This is a genomic window from Arthrobacter subterraneus (genome assembly GCF_900099735.1).
In the GTDB taxonomy this organism is placed as follows: Bacteria; Actinomycetota; Actinomycetes; order Actinomycetales; family Micrococcaceae; genus Arthrobacter_D; species Arthrobacter_D subterraneus.
Window position 1 is genome coordinate 1 of the sequence record NZ_FNDT01000011.1, and the last position, 15,512, is coordinate 15,512.

Genomic DNA, 15,512 nt, shown 5'->3' on the forward strand with positions numbered 1-15,512 from the left:
GCAGGTTACTCACGTGTTACTCACCCGTTCGCCACTAATCCCCCCAGCAAGCTGGAGATCATCGTTCGACTTGCATGTGTTAAGCACGCCGCCAGCGTTCATCCTGAGCCAGGATCAAACTCTCCGTAAAAAAATACGAACACAACACAAGCCCCCCGGAAAAAGAAGAACCCATGCTGCACAAAATTCGAAACCAGCCAAAAAACCAGCCACCCCACACGAGAGCGAAACGACCAGCAAATCAACCAATCAAAAAACAATCGGTATCAACAAACATGGCACACTATTGAGTTCTCAAACAACAGAAGCACCCGGCACCAAACACAACCCTCAAGGCCGCATCATCGCTCCGGAGCAACTTTTCAAACTTACCCGCCAAACCCCACCCCGTCAAATCCACCCCTTCACCTCCACTTCGTGGCGACCATAAACAACCTGGTTTTCACTCGATGTGGATGGAGGGCCGGATCCGAAGTGATCGTCGGCGCGGATATAAACTCTAGCACCCCGGCAGCGGACTTGTAAATCCGGCGGCCGGGGCCCCTTCGGAGGCTAGACCTGGGCGGGAGTGAGGTACAGAACGCCCAGCGGTGGAACCCGCAGTTCAGCGTATGCAGGCAACCCGTTTGAGGCTCCCTCGACCGCTTCGACAACCCCCATGTTGCCAACCCCGGAACCGCCGAACTCCTCGGCATCGGTGTTCAGCAGTTCAGTCCACTGGCCGGCCCACGGCATACCGACCCGGTATCCCTCGTGCGGGGAACCGGAGAAATTGGCGATGCAGACAAGCGGGTTTCCCTGCGTGTCCCAGCGAATGAAGGACAACGTGTTGTGGGCGCCGTCGTTCTCATCGATCCATTGGAAGCCTGACGGATCGTTATCCCGCGCATAGAGCGCGGGCGTATCCCGGTAGATGGAGTTGAGCGACTGCACCATCTTCTGCACGCCCTTGTGGGGAATGGTGTCAGAGAGCCACCAGTCAAGACCATGCTGCTCGGACCATTCGGACTCCTGCGCGAACTCGGTGCCCATGAAGATCAGCTGCTTGCCGGGATGCGCCCACTGGAATGCGAGGTAGGCGCGCACGTTCGCCAGCTGCTGCCACCGGTCACCCGGCATCTTGCGAAGGAGCGAGCCTTTGCCGTGGACTACCTCGTCATGGCTGATCGGCAGCAGAAAGTTCTCGGTGTACGCGTAGACCATGGAGAACGTTGCCTTGCCGTGGTGGTGCACCCGGTTGATCGGATCCTCGGCGATGTACTGCAGGGAGTCGTGCATCCAGCCCATGTTCCATTTGATCCCAAAGCCCAGGCCACCCTGGGCAGTGGGGCGGGTGACGCCGTCGAAAGCGGTCGATTCCTCAGCGATCATGACTATGCCGGGCACACGCTTATACGCGGTGGCGTTCACCTCCTGGAGGAAGGAAATCGCCTCAAGGTTCTCCCGGCCTCCGAAGCGGTTGGGCTGCCATTGGCCGTCCTCCCGCGAGTAGTCCAGGTAAAGCATGGATGCGACCGCGTCCACGCGCAGCCCGTCAATGTGGAATTCCTCCAGCCAGTACAGGGCGTTTGCGACAAGGAAGTTGCGTACCTCGCGCCGGCCAAAGTCGAAGATCAGTGTTCCCCAGTCAGGGTGTTCGCCCAGTTGGGGGTTGCCGTGCTCGTAGAGGGTGTCGCCGTCGAACCGGGCGAGTGCCCATTCATCCTTCGGGAAGTGGGCGGGGACCCAGTCCATGATGACGCCGATTCCTGCCTGGTGCAGCTTGTCCACGAGGTATTTGAAGTCGTCAGGGTGGCCGAAACGCGCAGTCGGCGCGTAGTAGGACGTGACCTGATAACCCCAGGATCCACCGAACGGGTGTTCCGCGACAGGCATCAGCTCGACGTGGGTGAATCCCTGCCACTGCACGTACTCGACAAGCTGTTCAGCGAGTTGCTTGTAATCGAGTCCGAGGCGCCATGATCCAAGGTGGACTTCATACACGCTCATCGGACCATTGTGGGGATCCTTGCCGCTGCGTTCCTGGATCCATGCATCGTCACCGAAGGCATAGCGGGACTCCACGACGCGGGATCCGGTCAACGGCGGGACTTCGGTACCGCGGGCCATGGGATCTGCCTTCTCGCGCCATTGTCCGTCCCGCCCGAGAATCTCGAACTTGTAGCAGGCTCCGGCTTCAGCCCCGGGAACGAAGAGCTCCCAAATACCGGAGCTCCCGAGGGACCGCATGGCGTGGACCGATCCGTCCCAGCCGTTGAAATCAGCCTTTACCCGGACCGACTGTGCGTTGGGCGCCCACACCGCAAAGCTCACGCCGGAAATGTCTCCCAACGCGGAGGCATAGCGGCGGACGTGCGCACCGAGCGCGGTCCACAGCGTCTCGTGCCGGCCTTCGGCGATGAGGTGCATGTCGATTTCACCGAGGGTGGGAAGGAAGCGGTAAGCATCGTCGGTCAGCTGCGGGGCGCCGTCGTACACCACTTCCAGACGGTAATCGGGGACATGCCCAGGGCGCTCGGGCTCCAGCGTTCCGACCCAGATGCCGTTGTGTTCGTGGCTCAGCTCAACCCGGCCGCTGCCTGTGACAACCACCACGCTCTCGGCGAGCCGGCGAAGGGTGCGGACCGTCACATGGCCGTGATGGTCAAGATGCGCTCCTAGCACAGCATGCGGCTGGTAGTAACGGCCTTCCGAGACGGCCTGCAGGATTTCGGTATCGACAGGAATGGGATCTCCGGGCGGCGTCCCGGCAGCGCCCTCACTGTGCGCAGCTTCTGCCGCGGGCGCCTTGCCGGTTTCCTGCGGGCCTGCTGTTGTCTCCTCCACAATCCCTTCCTGGTGGGCCTCTTCCTGGTCTGGCTTCTCCTCCACGCTCTGTTCCTCTGCGGCACGACCGCCCTTAAGCATCCGTCGAACTGCGGAAACAGGTACATCCACCCAATCTGGCCGGTTTCTCAATTCGTACACCACCTCATAGAGTGCCTTGTCAAGCCATAGTGCGCGGAACAGGACGCTCGCGCGGTCAACCGTTGTTCCGGCTTCGTCTGAATACCCTTCGAGGAAGGCTTCAACCGCCTCCGAGGCCCATGCTTCCGCAACCGACGGCGTTACTGAGCCCTCATGCACGCCCACCCCCGCTGCGTACTCGAGGGAACGGACCAGCCCGACGACGTCGCGGACCGGCACATCGGGCACGCTCCGTTCAGCCGCCGGCCGCAGTGGTTCCCCTTCGAAATCGAGGACCAGCCAGGCGCCCTCGCGTGTTGCAAGGATCTGCCCCAGATGAAGGTCGGCATGAATGCGCTGGAGCTCCGGAAGCTTCTCCAGTCCCTGGACCTCGCGGGTGACCGACTGGATCTCCGCGTCGAAGGGTCCCACAGCGGAGCCCGCTTCCCGCCAGGCCCATTCGATGCGGCTGGCCAGTGATTCGCGGAACTCTGCCGCTTCGGCATCGGTTGCCGGGCGGCTCCCGAAGGCCTGCCCCAGCTGGGTGTGGACCCGCGCGACGACGCGGCCCAGTTCTGCGGCCTCCGCGGCAAACGGCTTACCCGCTTCGAGTGCCGTGAGCGCCTGCTTCCAGGCATCCTTGCTTCCGGTAAGGAATTCCCGCAGCACGCTGAGGTGACCGGTTATCCACTCACCGTCCGCCCGCGCGTCCTGCCAGCTGCCCATCACCCACCCGAACGTCTGCGGGACGTCCGTGCTTCCGGCATCTGTCAGTTTCGCGCTCACCTGAACGTCAGGGCTCTCACCGGCAGCGAGGACACGGAAAAACTTCAGAATCATGGGGGTCTTGCCCGAGGAGATCACAACCGAGGTGTTCGATTGCTCACCACCGAGCACGGAAATCCGGGCCGACGGCGGAACCCCGTTACTGGACGCGAAGTCGCCCAGCGCGGTGGCGGTGGTCCTTCCATCCGGTGTCCCGCCGCCGGTACGGATCAGCTCCAGCCACGCAGAGACGAAGACCGGGTCATGGGTGCCGTCATAGACGTAGCGGCGCCCAAGTTCGGCATGATCCGTCTCGCCCAGAAGGGCCGCGTCAGCGCCTTCAAGCGGCTCGGACCGGAAGGAAAGCGGAACATTGACGACGTCGAGTCTTCGCCCCGATTCGACTGCGACAAGGTGGACCTCGAGGCCCACCTCACCTGATGGATCCTCCAGGCGGATCCCGCCGGCACGGCTCAGGGAAATCTCCCTGCCTTTCGATGGGAACCAGCGCTGGCTGGGCATCCAGGCCGCAAGCAGTTCGGGAAGGGGTGAAGTCGGTGCGTCCATTACTGTGCTGCCTCCGAAATAGGGATTACGGGGATGGCTTCGGTATGTGGAGATGCGACATTCGAGCTGGCCGAACGCAGGCGCAACCAGTAGAAGTCGTGGCTGCCCAGCGTGAGCGTGAGGCCTCCCTCTTCGCCGAAGGCCGGGAATGGGGTGCCGCCGAAGAGGTCCCGCAGTCCCCGACCGGAGTACTCCGGAAGGTGGAGACGCGCCGCGACCGGGTGCTGGGAGAGATTGAAGACGCACAGAATGACTTCCGGCTGCTCTCCTTCGGCGTTTCCGGCTTCGACCTCACGGATGAAGGCGAGGACCGGCTCAGCTTCGGTGGGCACGTTGCGGTAAGACCCCAGGCCGAACGCGGGGTGCGACCGCCGAACCGCGAGCATCTGGCGCATCCAGTGAAGCAGTGAACTGGAGCTTGCCAGCTGCGCTTCAACGTTGACGTGGTTGTAGTGGTAGACGAGGGACTGCACCACCGGGAGGTAGAGCTTTCCCGGGTCCGCCGTGGAGAAGCCGGCATTCCGGTCCGGGTTCCACTGCATCGGCGTGCGTGAAGCGTCGCGGTCCTCGAGCCAGATGTTGTCGCCCATACCGATCTCGTCGCCGTAGTACAGGAAGGGACTTCCCGGCAGGGACAGAAGCAGGGCATGGATGAGTTCCACTTCGGCGCGGGAATTGTCCAGCAACGGCGAAAGCCGGCGCCGGATACCGATGTTGGCCCGCATCCGGGAATCAGGGGCGTACCAGCCGAGCATCGCCTCACGTTCCTCGTTGGTCACCATCTCGAGGGTGAGTTCGTCATGGTTGCGGAGGAAAGTTCCCCACTGCGCCCCTGACGGGATATCCGGAGTCTCCGCCATCGTTTCGATGATCGGGGCAGCCTTCTGGTCGCGAAGCGCGTAGAACAGCCGCGGCATGATCGGGAAGTGGAAGCACATGTGGCATTCCGCGCCGTCGTCGTCGCCGAAATATTCAACCACCTCTTCCGGCATTTGGTTTGCTTCGGCGATGATGACGCGGCCGGGATAGTTTTCGTCAACCATGGCCCGCAGGTCCTTGAGGAACTTGTGGGTGGCGGGAAGGTTTTCGCAGTTTGTGCCCTCTTCCTCGAAGAGGTATGGAATTGCGTCCGCCCGGAAGCCGTCGATTCCCTGGTCGAGCCAGAAGCGTACGACGTCAAAGAGTGCCTCGATCACCTTCGGGTTTTCGAAGTTGAGGTCCGGCTGGTGGCTGAAGAACCGGTGCCAGAAGAACTGCCTGCGCACAGGGTCGAAGGTCCAGTTGGACTCTTCGGTGTCCACGAAGATGATGCGCGCGTCCTGGTACTTCTCGTCCGTGTCACTCCAGACATAGAAGTCACCGTACGGCCCGTCCGGATCCGTCCGTGATTCCTCGAACCACTGGTGTTTGTCAGAGGTGTGGTTCAGCGGAAGGTCGATGATGACGCGCACGCCGCGCGCATGCGCCTCAGCCACCAGGCGCTTGAAATCACTCAGGCTCCCGAACTCGTCGAGGACATCGTAGTAATCCGCGATGTCGTAACCGCCGTCGCGCAGCGGGGACTTGAAGAACGGCGGAAGCCACAGGCAGTCGACCCCAAGCCATTGCAGGTAGTCGAGCTTGTCGATAAGACCCGTGAAGTCTCCGGAGCCGTCGCCGTTGGCGTCCGCGAAACCACGCACCAACACTTCATAGAACACCGCCTTGCGATACCAGTGGGGGTCATGCGCAAGACCGGGGGCATGTAGCTGAAACGGGTTCGCCACTAACTCGTCCTCCTGACGGAAAGGATATGTGCTGGTTCAACATGGGCGTCCAGCCTGACATAGTTATGGGCTCCCCATTGCCAACTCTGACCGGTGATGAGGTCATCGACCCAGAAAGTGCCGTCCTCGTTCCAGTCCTCGCCCGAGAGGCCAAGCGCCTCAAGATTGAGGGATACGGTGCACTCCCGCGCACTGTGCGGATCAACATTGACCACGATGATCAGCGTGTCCTTCCCCTGCCCGTCCTCACCGAGACCGGCCTTGTGCTTGGAGAAGGCCACGGTGGCGGAGTCTGTGGTGCTGTGAACCGTAAGGTTCTCGAGATCACCGAGTGCCGGATGCGAGCGGCGGATCTCGTTCAGCCGTGTCAGGAAGGGGGCGAGGCTCCGGCCCTGCGCTTCGGCGGCTTCGTAATCACGTGGGCGGTACTGGAATTTCTCGTTGTCGATGTACTCTTCCGCCCCCGGGCGTGCGACGTGCTCGTACAGTTCGTAGCCGGAATAAATGCCCCACAATGGGCTCGCCATGGAAGCGAGGACAGCCCTGACCTTGAAGGCTGCCGGGCCGCCGTACTGGAGGTATTCCGTCAGGATATCGGGAGTGTTGACGAAGAAATTGGGCCGGAAGAACGCAGGAGTTTCCCTGCTGACCTCCGTGAAGTACTGCTCCAACTCTTCCTTGGTATTCCGCCAGGTGAAGTACGTGTAGGACTGCTGGAATCCGGCGCGCCCCAGGGCGTGCATCATGGCGGGGCGCGTGAATGCCTCGGCGAGGAAGACAACGTCGGGGTGCTTCGCGTTCACCTTCGCAATGAGCCACTCCCAGAACTGCACGGGCTTGGTATGCGGATTATCCACCCGGAAAATACGCACACCGTGGCTGACCCACAGAAGCACGATGCGCAGGACCTCGTTGTAGATGCCGTCCGGGTCATTGTCGAAGTTGATCGGATAGATGTCCTGGTACTTCTTCGGGGGGTTCTCGGCGTACGCGATCGAACCGTCCACGCGGGTGGTGAACCACTCGGGATGCTCCGTGACCCAGGGGTGGTCCGGGGACGCCTGCAGCGCGAGGTCCAGGGCGATCTCGAGATTCAGTTCGGCGGCACGCTGGACGAAGGCGTCGAAGTCCTCGAACGTACCGAGATCCGGATGGATCGCGTCATGGCCGCCTTCGGGAGCACCAATCGCCCAGGGCGAACCGGGGTCACCGGGCCCTGCGTTCAGGGTGTTGTTGGGCCCCTTGCGGTGTGAGGTTCCGATCGGATGGATCGGCGGGAGGTAGACGACATCGAAACCCATCTGCGCGACGGCGGGCAGGCGCTTGGCGGCAGTTGTGAAATTACCGGAGGTCCACTGGGCGGTAGAGGGGTCGTAGGAAGCACCCTCAGACCGCGGGAAGAATTCATACCAGGCGCCCCGCCCGGCTGCTTCGCGCTCCACCAGGATGGGGTACGCCCGGGAGGGTGTCACCAGGTCCCGGAGCGGCTCGCGCTCGACCGCAGCGCGGATGTCGGCTGAGTGGCCGGCGGCAAGCCGCTCATCAACCGGCAGCTCCCGGTTCCGCAGCCGCTCTGCACTGGCGACGAAGAGTTCACGCTCAGCCTGCGGCCTGGCAGCTGCATGGGTGGAGAAGAGGACAGCGCCCTCCTCCAGCATGAGCTCGACGTCGACGCCGGCCGCGATCTTCACGCTCGCGTTGTGGTGCCAGGTTTCGTAGAGGTCGCTCCAGCCTTCGATCAGGAAGGAGTGAAGCCCTTCCTTGGGGGGCCGCAGTCTGCCCTCGTACCGGTCCGTACCGAGGCCCAGGGGCGTCAACCGTACCCGCTGCACTTCGGTTCCATTCGGATCGAGCAGCACCGCCGACACACCGAGTTGATCGTGTCCTTCACGGAACACCGTCGCTCCAACCACAATGTCTGATCCCGGAATGGCCTTTGAGGGAAACAATCCAGCCTCAACCACCGGGGAGACCTTGGTGATGGGAATTCTTCCGAACCGCAAATCTTCGCCCATTGATGCGCCTGTCCTTGTTTGTGTCGCCTCGCTCGAAGTGGTCACAGACTAGACGTTAGCCATTATCGGGCCAGATTGCTAAGGGGACTTCCTAAGGAAGTCGAGTGTTGCGCGTCACAATGCAAGCGTTTACGCACATGCGGCCCCAGGACGTACTCCAGCTCTGAAATGTACGCTAACCTACCCAACGTGAAGGCAATCCGAAGGTTTACTGTCCGTACCGTTCTTCCGTCGAGCATTGCCCCGCTGGGTAAGCTGGCCGGCAACCTGCGCTGGTCCTGGCACCTGCCGACCGCGCGCCTGTTCCATGACATCAATCCGGAGGCCTGGGAGGCCAGCGGCCATGACCCTGTGCAGTTCCTCGGCTCGGTCACCCGCGAACAGCTCCAGCGGATCGCAGCGAACCAGGAACTCGTTGCGCGGATCAGGGATCTGGGAGAGGACCTCGATCGTTACCTCTCCGAACCGCGCTGGTACCAGTCGCTCGGGGAGGACGCGCCCCGGTCCATCGCCTACTTCTCGCCCGAGTACGGCATCAGCGCTGTGCTGCCCCAGTATTCCGGCGGCCTGGGGATCCTCGCCGGTGACCACCTCAAGGCGGCATCCGACCTGGGCGTCCCGCTGGTCGGTGTCGGCCTCCTCTACCAGGCGGGCTATTTCAAGCAGTCCCTTTCACGGGATGCCTGGCAGCAGGAAACCTACCCGGTCCTGGATCCCGACAACCTGCCGCTGACGCTGCTGCGCGAGGCCGATGGTTCAGCCGCGACGGTGGTGCTGCCGCTTCCGAACGGCCGCGAACTGCTCGCGCATATCTGGCGGGCCGACGTCGGCCGCGTGCCCCTCCTGCTGCTGGATTCCAACGTGCCGGGTAATGACGAAGCGGCCCGCAATGTGACCGACCGCCTCTACGGCGGCGGCGGTGACCAGCGTCTGCAGCAGGAACTTCTGCTCGGCATGGGCGGTGTAAAGGCGCTGCGGATCTTCCAGCGGCTCACAGGTTCACCCGCGCCGGAGGTCTTCCACACCAACGAGGGCCACGCCGGATTCCTTGGAATCGAACGCATCCGTGAGCTGATGGACTCCTCGAACGAGCAGCCGATGTCCTGGGAGGAAGCCCTGACAGCCGGACGCGCGTCGACGGTGTTCACCACGCATACACCGGTCCCTGCGGGCATCGACCGTTTCGAGCGGGCCCAGATCCAGCACTTCTTCGATGCGGGTCTGGCGCCGTCAGTGCCCACCGAACGTGTCCTGGAACTCGGTGCCGAAAACTACGAGGGCGGCGACAGCTCAAAGTTCAATATGGCCGTCATGGGTCTGCGCCTCGCACAGCGCGCCAACGGGGTGGCGAAGCTGCACGGCGAAGTGTCCCGCGAGATGTTTTCCGGGCTCTGGCCGGGATTCGACTCAAGGGAAGTTCCCATCAGCTCCGTGACCAACGGCGTGCACGTGCCCACCTGGGTGGATCCCCTCATCGCGGACTTCGCGCGGGAGAGCTTCGGCACGGAATCGGTCCTCGACCCGCAGTGGTCCCGGGTGTACGACGTCGAGGACGCAGACATCTGGCGGCTGCGCCGGATCATGCGCTCAAACCTCATTGACGACGTCCGTTCGCGGTTGCGGTCTTCCTGGAAGAAGCGCGGCGCTGCCGACGCCGAGCTCGCCTGGACGGATAATGTCCTCGATCCGGACGTACTGACCATCGGGTTTGCGCGCCGGGTTCCCACCTACAAGCGGCTCACCCTGATGCTGCGGGACCCTGACCGCCTTAAGGCACTTCTGCTCCATCCGACCAACCCCATCCAGCTGGTCATCGCAGGAAAGTCACACCCTGCCGACGAGCAGGGCAAGCGGATGATCCAGGATCTGGTCCGGTTCACTGACGACCCCGAGGTCCGGCACCGGATCGTCTTCCTGCCCAATTACGACATTGCGATGGCCCGCACCCTCTTCCCCGGCTGCGATGTGTGGCTCAACAACCCGCTCCGCCCACTCGAGGCGTGCGGCACGTCGGGCATGAAATCGGCCATCAACGGCGGGCTCAACCTGTCGGTGCTGGACGGTTGGTGGGATGAAATGTACGACGGCGACAACGGGTGGGCGATCCCCACCGCAAATAACGGCGCCTCGACTGAGGAACGTGACGATATCGAGGCGGCGGCTCTGTACGACCTCATCGAGGAGCAGGTTGCACCCCGCTTCTACAACACCGTCCGGCCTGCTGACGCGGGAGCCGCGGGGCCGTCCGCTTCATCAAAGGACGGCGTCCCCCACCAGTGGGTGGCGATGATCAAGCACACCATGGCAAACCTTGGACCCGCCGTCTCCGCCGAGCGGATGCTGCAGGATTACGTCGGCCAGCTGTATCAGCCCGCCTGCCGTTCCGGGCGCCTCGCGGTGGCCGACGGCTACAGGTTTGCACGGCAGGCCGCGTCCTGGCGTTCGAGGATCAAGGACGGCTGGTCGGCGGTCCAGGTTGAGCATGTCGACTCGCTGGGGGTCTCCGAGGATCCGCAGATCGGCGATTCCCTCACCGTTAACGCCTACGTGTCACTGGGCAGCCTGAACCCGGAGGATGTTGTTGTGGAAGTGGTCTACGGCCGCGCTTCGGACAGCGACGACCTCAGCGACGTGGCGGTCGCAGAACTGAAGGTCTCCGAGGACCTCGGCAGGGGCCGGTTCCTGTTCGAAGGCGGCATTGTCATTGATCACTCCGGGTCCTTCGGCTACACCGTCCGGGTTCTCCCGCAGCATGAGAGCCTTGCGTCCAAGGCGGAGCTGGGGCTCGTTGTGAATGCCTAGGCGCGGTAGACCGTAATCGAGTTCGACGCCGCGGTGTCCGTTTCTCCTCCATGGAGGCGGGCGCCGCGGCGTTTCGCGTTCGCTGCCGCTGTGCTGAACCGCAGCTCGAACATCTGGCTCCCGCTCTCGGGCACTCCGAACCTCTCCAGCGCCGACACCGTGGGAAGCACCAGGTGCCGGTCCTCGAGGTGCCCGTTGATCACGATCAGGCCGTCCAGGGTGCCGTCCGGCGATCCAAGCAGCAGTTGGACGGTCCGGCACCCGGGATCCGACCACTGTTCCGGGGACATCGGTTCGCCGTCCTCGTTGAACCACAGCAGATAGGATGTGTCCTCCCGTGCCGGATACCCGGCGGGTTGCTCGCTGAGGAATTCGCGTCGGATCCGCAGCAGCTCCCGCGTCGCGGTGAGCATGGTCCGGGCATCCTCGTCATGGTTCCAGTGCACCCAGGCCAACTCGTTGTCCTGGCAGTAGGCGTTGTTATTGCCGTGCTGGCTCCGGCCGAATTCGTCACCCGCGGTAATCATCGGTACGCCGAGCGCGAGCAGTTGGGTGGCCATCAGGTTGCGGGCCGTGAGGGCACGGGCAGCCAGGATCCGTTCCTGCTCAGTAGGGCCCTCAACACCGTGGTTGTAGCTCCGGTTGTGGTTGTGGCCATCGCGGTTCGCTTCACCGTTGGCCTCGTTGTGCTTACGGTTGTAGGCCGTCAGGTCCGCGAGGGTGAAACCGTCATGCGCGGTCACGAAGTTGATGGACGACACCGCGGTGCGGCCGGAACGGCCGAAGACGTCGGCGGACCCGGCAAGGCAGCTGGCCAGCCGGGCTACAGTGCCGGCGCCGCCGCCCTCGGCCAGAGCCGCCTGGTCGGACAGCCAGAAGTCACGGACCGTGTCCCGGAAACGGTCATTCCAGTCGGCCCAGCCCTGCGGGAAATTGCCGGTCTGCCAGCCGTTGTAGCCCACGTCCCATGGTTCGGCGATCAGCTTGACGCCGCTGAGGACGGTATCCGCGGCGATGGCAATCAGCAGCGGGTGGCGCGGCGTGAACTGATGATTTTCATCCCGGCACAGCGCTACGGCGAGGTCGAACCGGAATCCGTCGATTCCGAACTCATCCACCCAGTAGCGCAGCGAATCCAGCGCGAACTGGATGACGCGCGGCTCAGCGAAGTTGACCGTGTTACCGCAGCCGGTGGTATCGATGTACCGGCCGTCGTCGGAATGGCGGTAGTACTTCATCTCGCTCAGGCCGCGCCAGCAGAGCGCGGGCCCGCCCTGCGGACCTTCTGCCGTGTGGTTGTAGACCACATCGAGGATCACCTCGATTCCCGCCTCATGAAGGAGACGGACCATGCCCTTCAGCTCGTCCTGCACGGCCTTGGGACCGGCCTGCCTGGCGGCCTCGGTGGCGTATTGGGGATGCGGCGCGAAGAAGCCGAGCGTGTTGTAACCCCAGTAGTTGTTGAGCCCCAGTGGAGCCAGGTGCGGCTCATCGATGTGGAAGTGGATCGGCAGGAGCTCGACGGCGGTGATCCCCAACTCCCTGAGGTACCCGATCATCGCCGGGTGAGCCAGGCCTGCGTAGGTGCCGCGAAGTTCCTCGGGCACGTCCGGGTGCAGCTGGGTAAGCCCCTTGAGGTGCGCCTCGTAGATGACGGTGTCACGCCAGCGGGTGGCAGGGCGGCGGGATGAGCCCCAGTCGAACGCCTTGTCCACCACCACCGAGAAATATGCGGGCTGATCCCCTGCCGGCAGCGTGTCGATGGCGCGGCCGTACGGATCCAGAAGCAGCTGGGACTCGCCGGGCTCTCCGGGCAACGGCGCTCCGGCAGGCCAGAACGCATACCGCGCCGACTCTCCGAGCCCCTCCACCACGCCGTGGTGGACACCGTCCGTGAGCTCCGGCAGCTGGGCTTCGGTCCACTCTCCGTGCGCGCCCTGGTAGTGGATGGTCACCGCCTCCAGGTCCGGGGCGTACACGGCGACGTTGAAGATGTCCGGCTGGTCACCGGCGCACCGGCTGACCCCCAGCGGGAACGCCTGGGAAAGTTGGGGGATCTCAGTGATCAGGCTCATGACGGTGATTCGGTCCCTAGCGCTTTTTGGTTGCCCGCTGGCGCGAGATTTCATACAGGCTGATCCCCACAGCCATGGACGCGTTCAGTGATTCCATCGCGGAGTCGATCGGGATGGAGACGATCTGGTCGCAGTTCTCCCGGACGAGCCGCGAGAGTCCCTTGCCTTCGGAGCCGACGACGATGCAGACCGGCTCGGTGCCGAGGGTGAGGTCGGGCAGGGAGACGTCGCCGTCGCCGTCGAGGCCCAGGACAAAGATGCCCATCTCCTTGAAGGACTTCAGCGTGGAATTGAGGTTGCCCACGCGCGCCACAGGCACACGCACTGCGGCACCTGCGCTGGTCTTCCACGCCGAGGCAGTAACGCCGACCGACCGCCGCTCGGGGACGATCACCCCATGACCGCTGAAGGCCGAGACTGAACGGATGATAGCGCCGAGATTACGGGGATCGGTGATACCGTCCAGCGCGACGAGCAGGGGCGCCTGCGTGAGGTGCCCCTTTTTCCATTTGGCGATGGCCTCACCGGCAAGATCGAGCCCGTCCGCGTATTCGTAGGGAGGGATCTGGAGCATCAGACCCTGATGTACGGAGCCGTCTGCGAGCCGGTCGAGTTCCGGTTTGCCGGTTTCCATCAGAGGTATTCCGCGCTCCGTGGCGAGCTTGAGGGATTCACGCACGCGGTCATCCACGTCGATCCGGATCGCCAAGTGGAGCGCCTTCGCCGGAATACCGGCCCGAAGCGCCTCCACGACGGCGTTGCGCCCGGTGACGTACTCTTCTCCCGGTTTGGCCCTGGAGCGGCCGGGCGCTGCCTTGCCTCCGAGCCGCTTCGCCGCAGAGCGCTCTGCCAGCTGCTTGCTCTTGTGCGCCTTGTGGTAGGGACGGTCTTCGGCCTTGGGTGTTGGTCCTTTGCCCTCGAGCGACTTCCGTCCGTGCCCCCCAGTACCGATGGTGGGACCCTTCTTGGTCTTGCGGATAGCGCCAGGACGTCCGTGGGGGTTGGCCATGGGGAAACACCTTCAGATAGAGGACTTGCGTCAGTCCAGTTTACGCGGGCGGACGCCCCGCCCCCTCCGCTGTCGCGTTCCGGGACTTTCAGCCGCGGGAGAGGCTCCAGCGCGCACCGTCCGCCGAATCCTCAACGACGACGCCGGCCTCCGCCAGCGCGTCCCGGATGGCGTCCGCACGGGCCCAGTCCCGCCCTGCCCGGGCTGCCGCGCGCTCGGCGAGCTGGGAACGGACCAGCGCGTCCAGAGCTGTGAGTTCCGGGCATTTCTCTGCCCCTCCGGCCGGGCGGGCGTCGTCGAGCCCGAGTGCCGCCGTCATGGCCGATACCGCGGCAGCAGCGCGGGCCGCGCCGGCACTGTCGTTGACTGCCAGTGCCGAGTTTCCTGCCCGCACGGTCTCGTGGAGTACGGCGAGGGCCCGGGGCACGTTGAGGTCATCATCCATGGCGGCACCGAACTCTTCCGGCAGATCCGCCCAGTCCGGTGCGCCGCCCGCGTGACCGGACTTGGCGAGGAACCCGTCGATGCGCTCGACGGCGGCAGCGGCTTCCTGGAGCGAGGTGGGCCGGTAGTCCAGCACGGAGCGGTAGTGGGCCTGCCCGAGGTAGTAGCGGACCACCCTGGGTGTGGTGAGCTGGAGCATCTCGGCGGGACTGACCGTGTTGCCGACCGACTTGGACATCTTCTCGCCCTCGTAGGTCACCATCCCGTTGTGCATCCAGAACCGGGCGAACCGGTGGCCTGCGGCCTGGGACTGCGCCATCTCATTCTCGTGATGGGGAAACCGCAGGTCGAGACCGCCGCCGTGGATATCGAACTCGGTGCCAAGGTACCTGGTGACCATTGCCGAGCATTCCAGGTGCCAGCCCGGGCGCCCATTGCCCCAGGGACTGGGCCAGGCCGCTGTTTCCGGTTCGCCTTCCTTCCATCCCTTCCAGAGGGCGAAGTCGCGGGGATCCCTCTTGCCCCGGGGATCGGCGTCCGGCGCTGCCTGCATGTCATCCACGTTCTGGCGGGTCAGACTCCCGTAGACGGGCCAGGAACGGACGTCGAAATACACATCTCCCGATCCGTCCGACGCAGGGTAGGCGTGCCCACGGTCGATGAGCTGCTGGATGAGCTGGTGCATCTCGGGGATGTGCCCTGTTGCCCTCGGCTCATAAGTGGGGCGCTGCACGCCGAGGGTGTCGTAGGCCTTGAGGAATTCCTGCTCGTAGCGGTAGGCAAGCGCCCACCACTCCTCGTTCGGCACGGCGTCGGAATCCTCGAGGGGCTCCTCGAAGGATGCCCGGGACTTGGCAAGGATCTTGTCGTCGATATCGGTGACGTTACGGACCACGGTGACCACGTAGCCGCGTACCCGGAGCCAGCGGGTGAGCTGGTCGAACGCTATGGCTGAGCGCACGTGGCCCACGTGCGGCATCCCCTGCACTGTGGCACCGCAGTAGTACACCCGCGCGGCCCCCGGTGTCAGGGACGTGAACTCGCGGACTTCTGCTGTTGCGGTGTCATAGAATCTCAGGCTCACCGACCCAGACTACCGAATCCGGTCCCGGTGCCCTGACCG

General features: G+C 63.8%; 7 protein-coding genes and 1 rRNA gene. 1 reads left to right on the plus strand and 7 read right to left on the minus strand.

What is annotated here, in order from left to right:
- The 4 genes from BLS52_RS12050 to BLS52_RS12065 form a co-directional block, all read right to left on the minus strand.
- Window positions 1–130 (minus strand): 16S ribosomal RNA (locus BLS52_RS12050); the annotation flags it as partial.
- A gap of 422 nt (window positions 131–552) precedes the next feature.
- Window positions 553–4,278, minus strand: a complete 3,726-nt coding sequence (gene glgB / locus BLS52_RS12055) for a 1,4-alpha-glucan branching protein GlgB (protein ID WP_090587021.1) — start codon at window positions 4,276–4,278, stop codon at window positions 553–555.
- A complete protein-coding gene (gene treS, locus BLS52_RS12060) occupies window positions 4,278–6,044 on the minus strand; it encodes a maltose alpha-D-glucosyltransferase (protein WP_090587023.1) in 1,767 nt (588 codons plus the stop codon). Before treS ends, glgB begins: the two co-directional genes overlap by 1 nt.
- Complete coding sequence (locus tag BLS52_RS12065) at window positions 6,044–8,059, minus strand: alpha-1,4-glucan--maltose-1-phosphate maltosyltransferase (protein ID WP_090587024.1); 2,016 nt, start codon at window positions 8,057–8,059, stop codon at window positions 6,044–6,046. The genes treS and BLS52_RS12065 overlap by 1 nt, the downstream gene beginning before the upstream one ends.
- Window positions 8,060–8,248: 189 nt before the next feature.
- Between BLS52_RS12065 and glgP the strand changes: the two genes are divergently transcribed.
- Entirely contained in the window at window positions 8,249–10,861 is a 2,613-nt protein-coding gene (gene glgP, locus BLS52_RS12070) for an alpha-glucan family phosphorylase (RefSeq protein ID WP_175460159.1), read from the plus strand.
- Here the strand turns inward: glgP and glgX are convergent.
- The 3 genes from glgX to cysS form a co-directional block, all read right to left on the minus strand.
- Window positions 10,858–12,936 (minus strand): glycogen debranching protein GlgX, encoded by a 2,079-nt coding sequence (gene glgX / locus BLS52_RS12075; RefSeq protein ID WP_090587028.1) that lies wholly within the window; start codon window positions 12,934–12,936, stop codon window positions 10,858–10,860. The genes glgP and glgX overlap by 4 nt on opposite strands.
- Before the next feature lie 16 nt (window positions 12,937–12,952).
- On the minus strand, window positions 12,953–13,945 hold the full coding sequence (gene rlmB, locus BLS52_RS12080; RefSeq protein WP_090587029.1) for a 23S rRNA (guanosine(2251)-2'-O)-methyltransferase RlmB: 993 nt from the start codon (window positions 13,943–13,945) through the stop codon (window positions 12,953–12,955).
- A gap of 88 nt (window positions 13,946–14,033) precedes the next feature.
- Window positions 14,034–15,473, minus strand: coding sequence for a cysteine--tRNA ligase (gene cysS, locus BLS52_RS12085; protein ID WP_090587031.1), 1,440 nt, complete (start codon window positions 15,471–15,473; stop codon window positions 14,034–14,036).
- Window positions 15,474–15,512 lie beyond the last annotated feature (39 nt).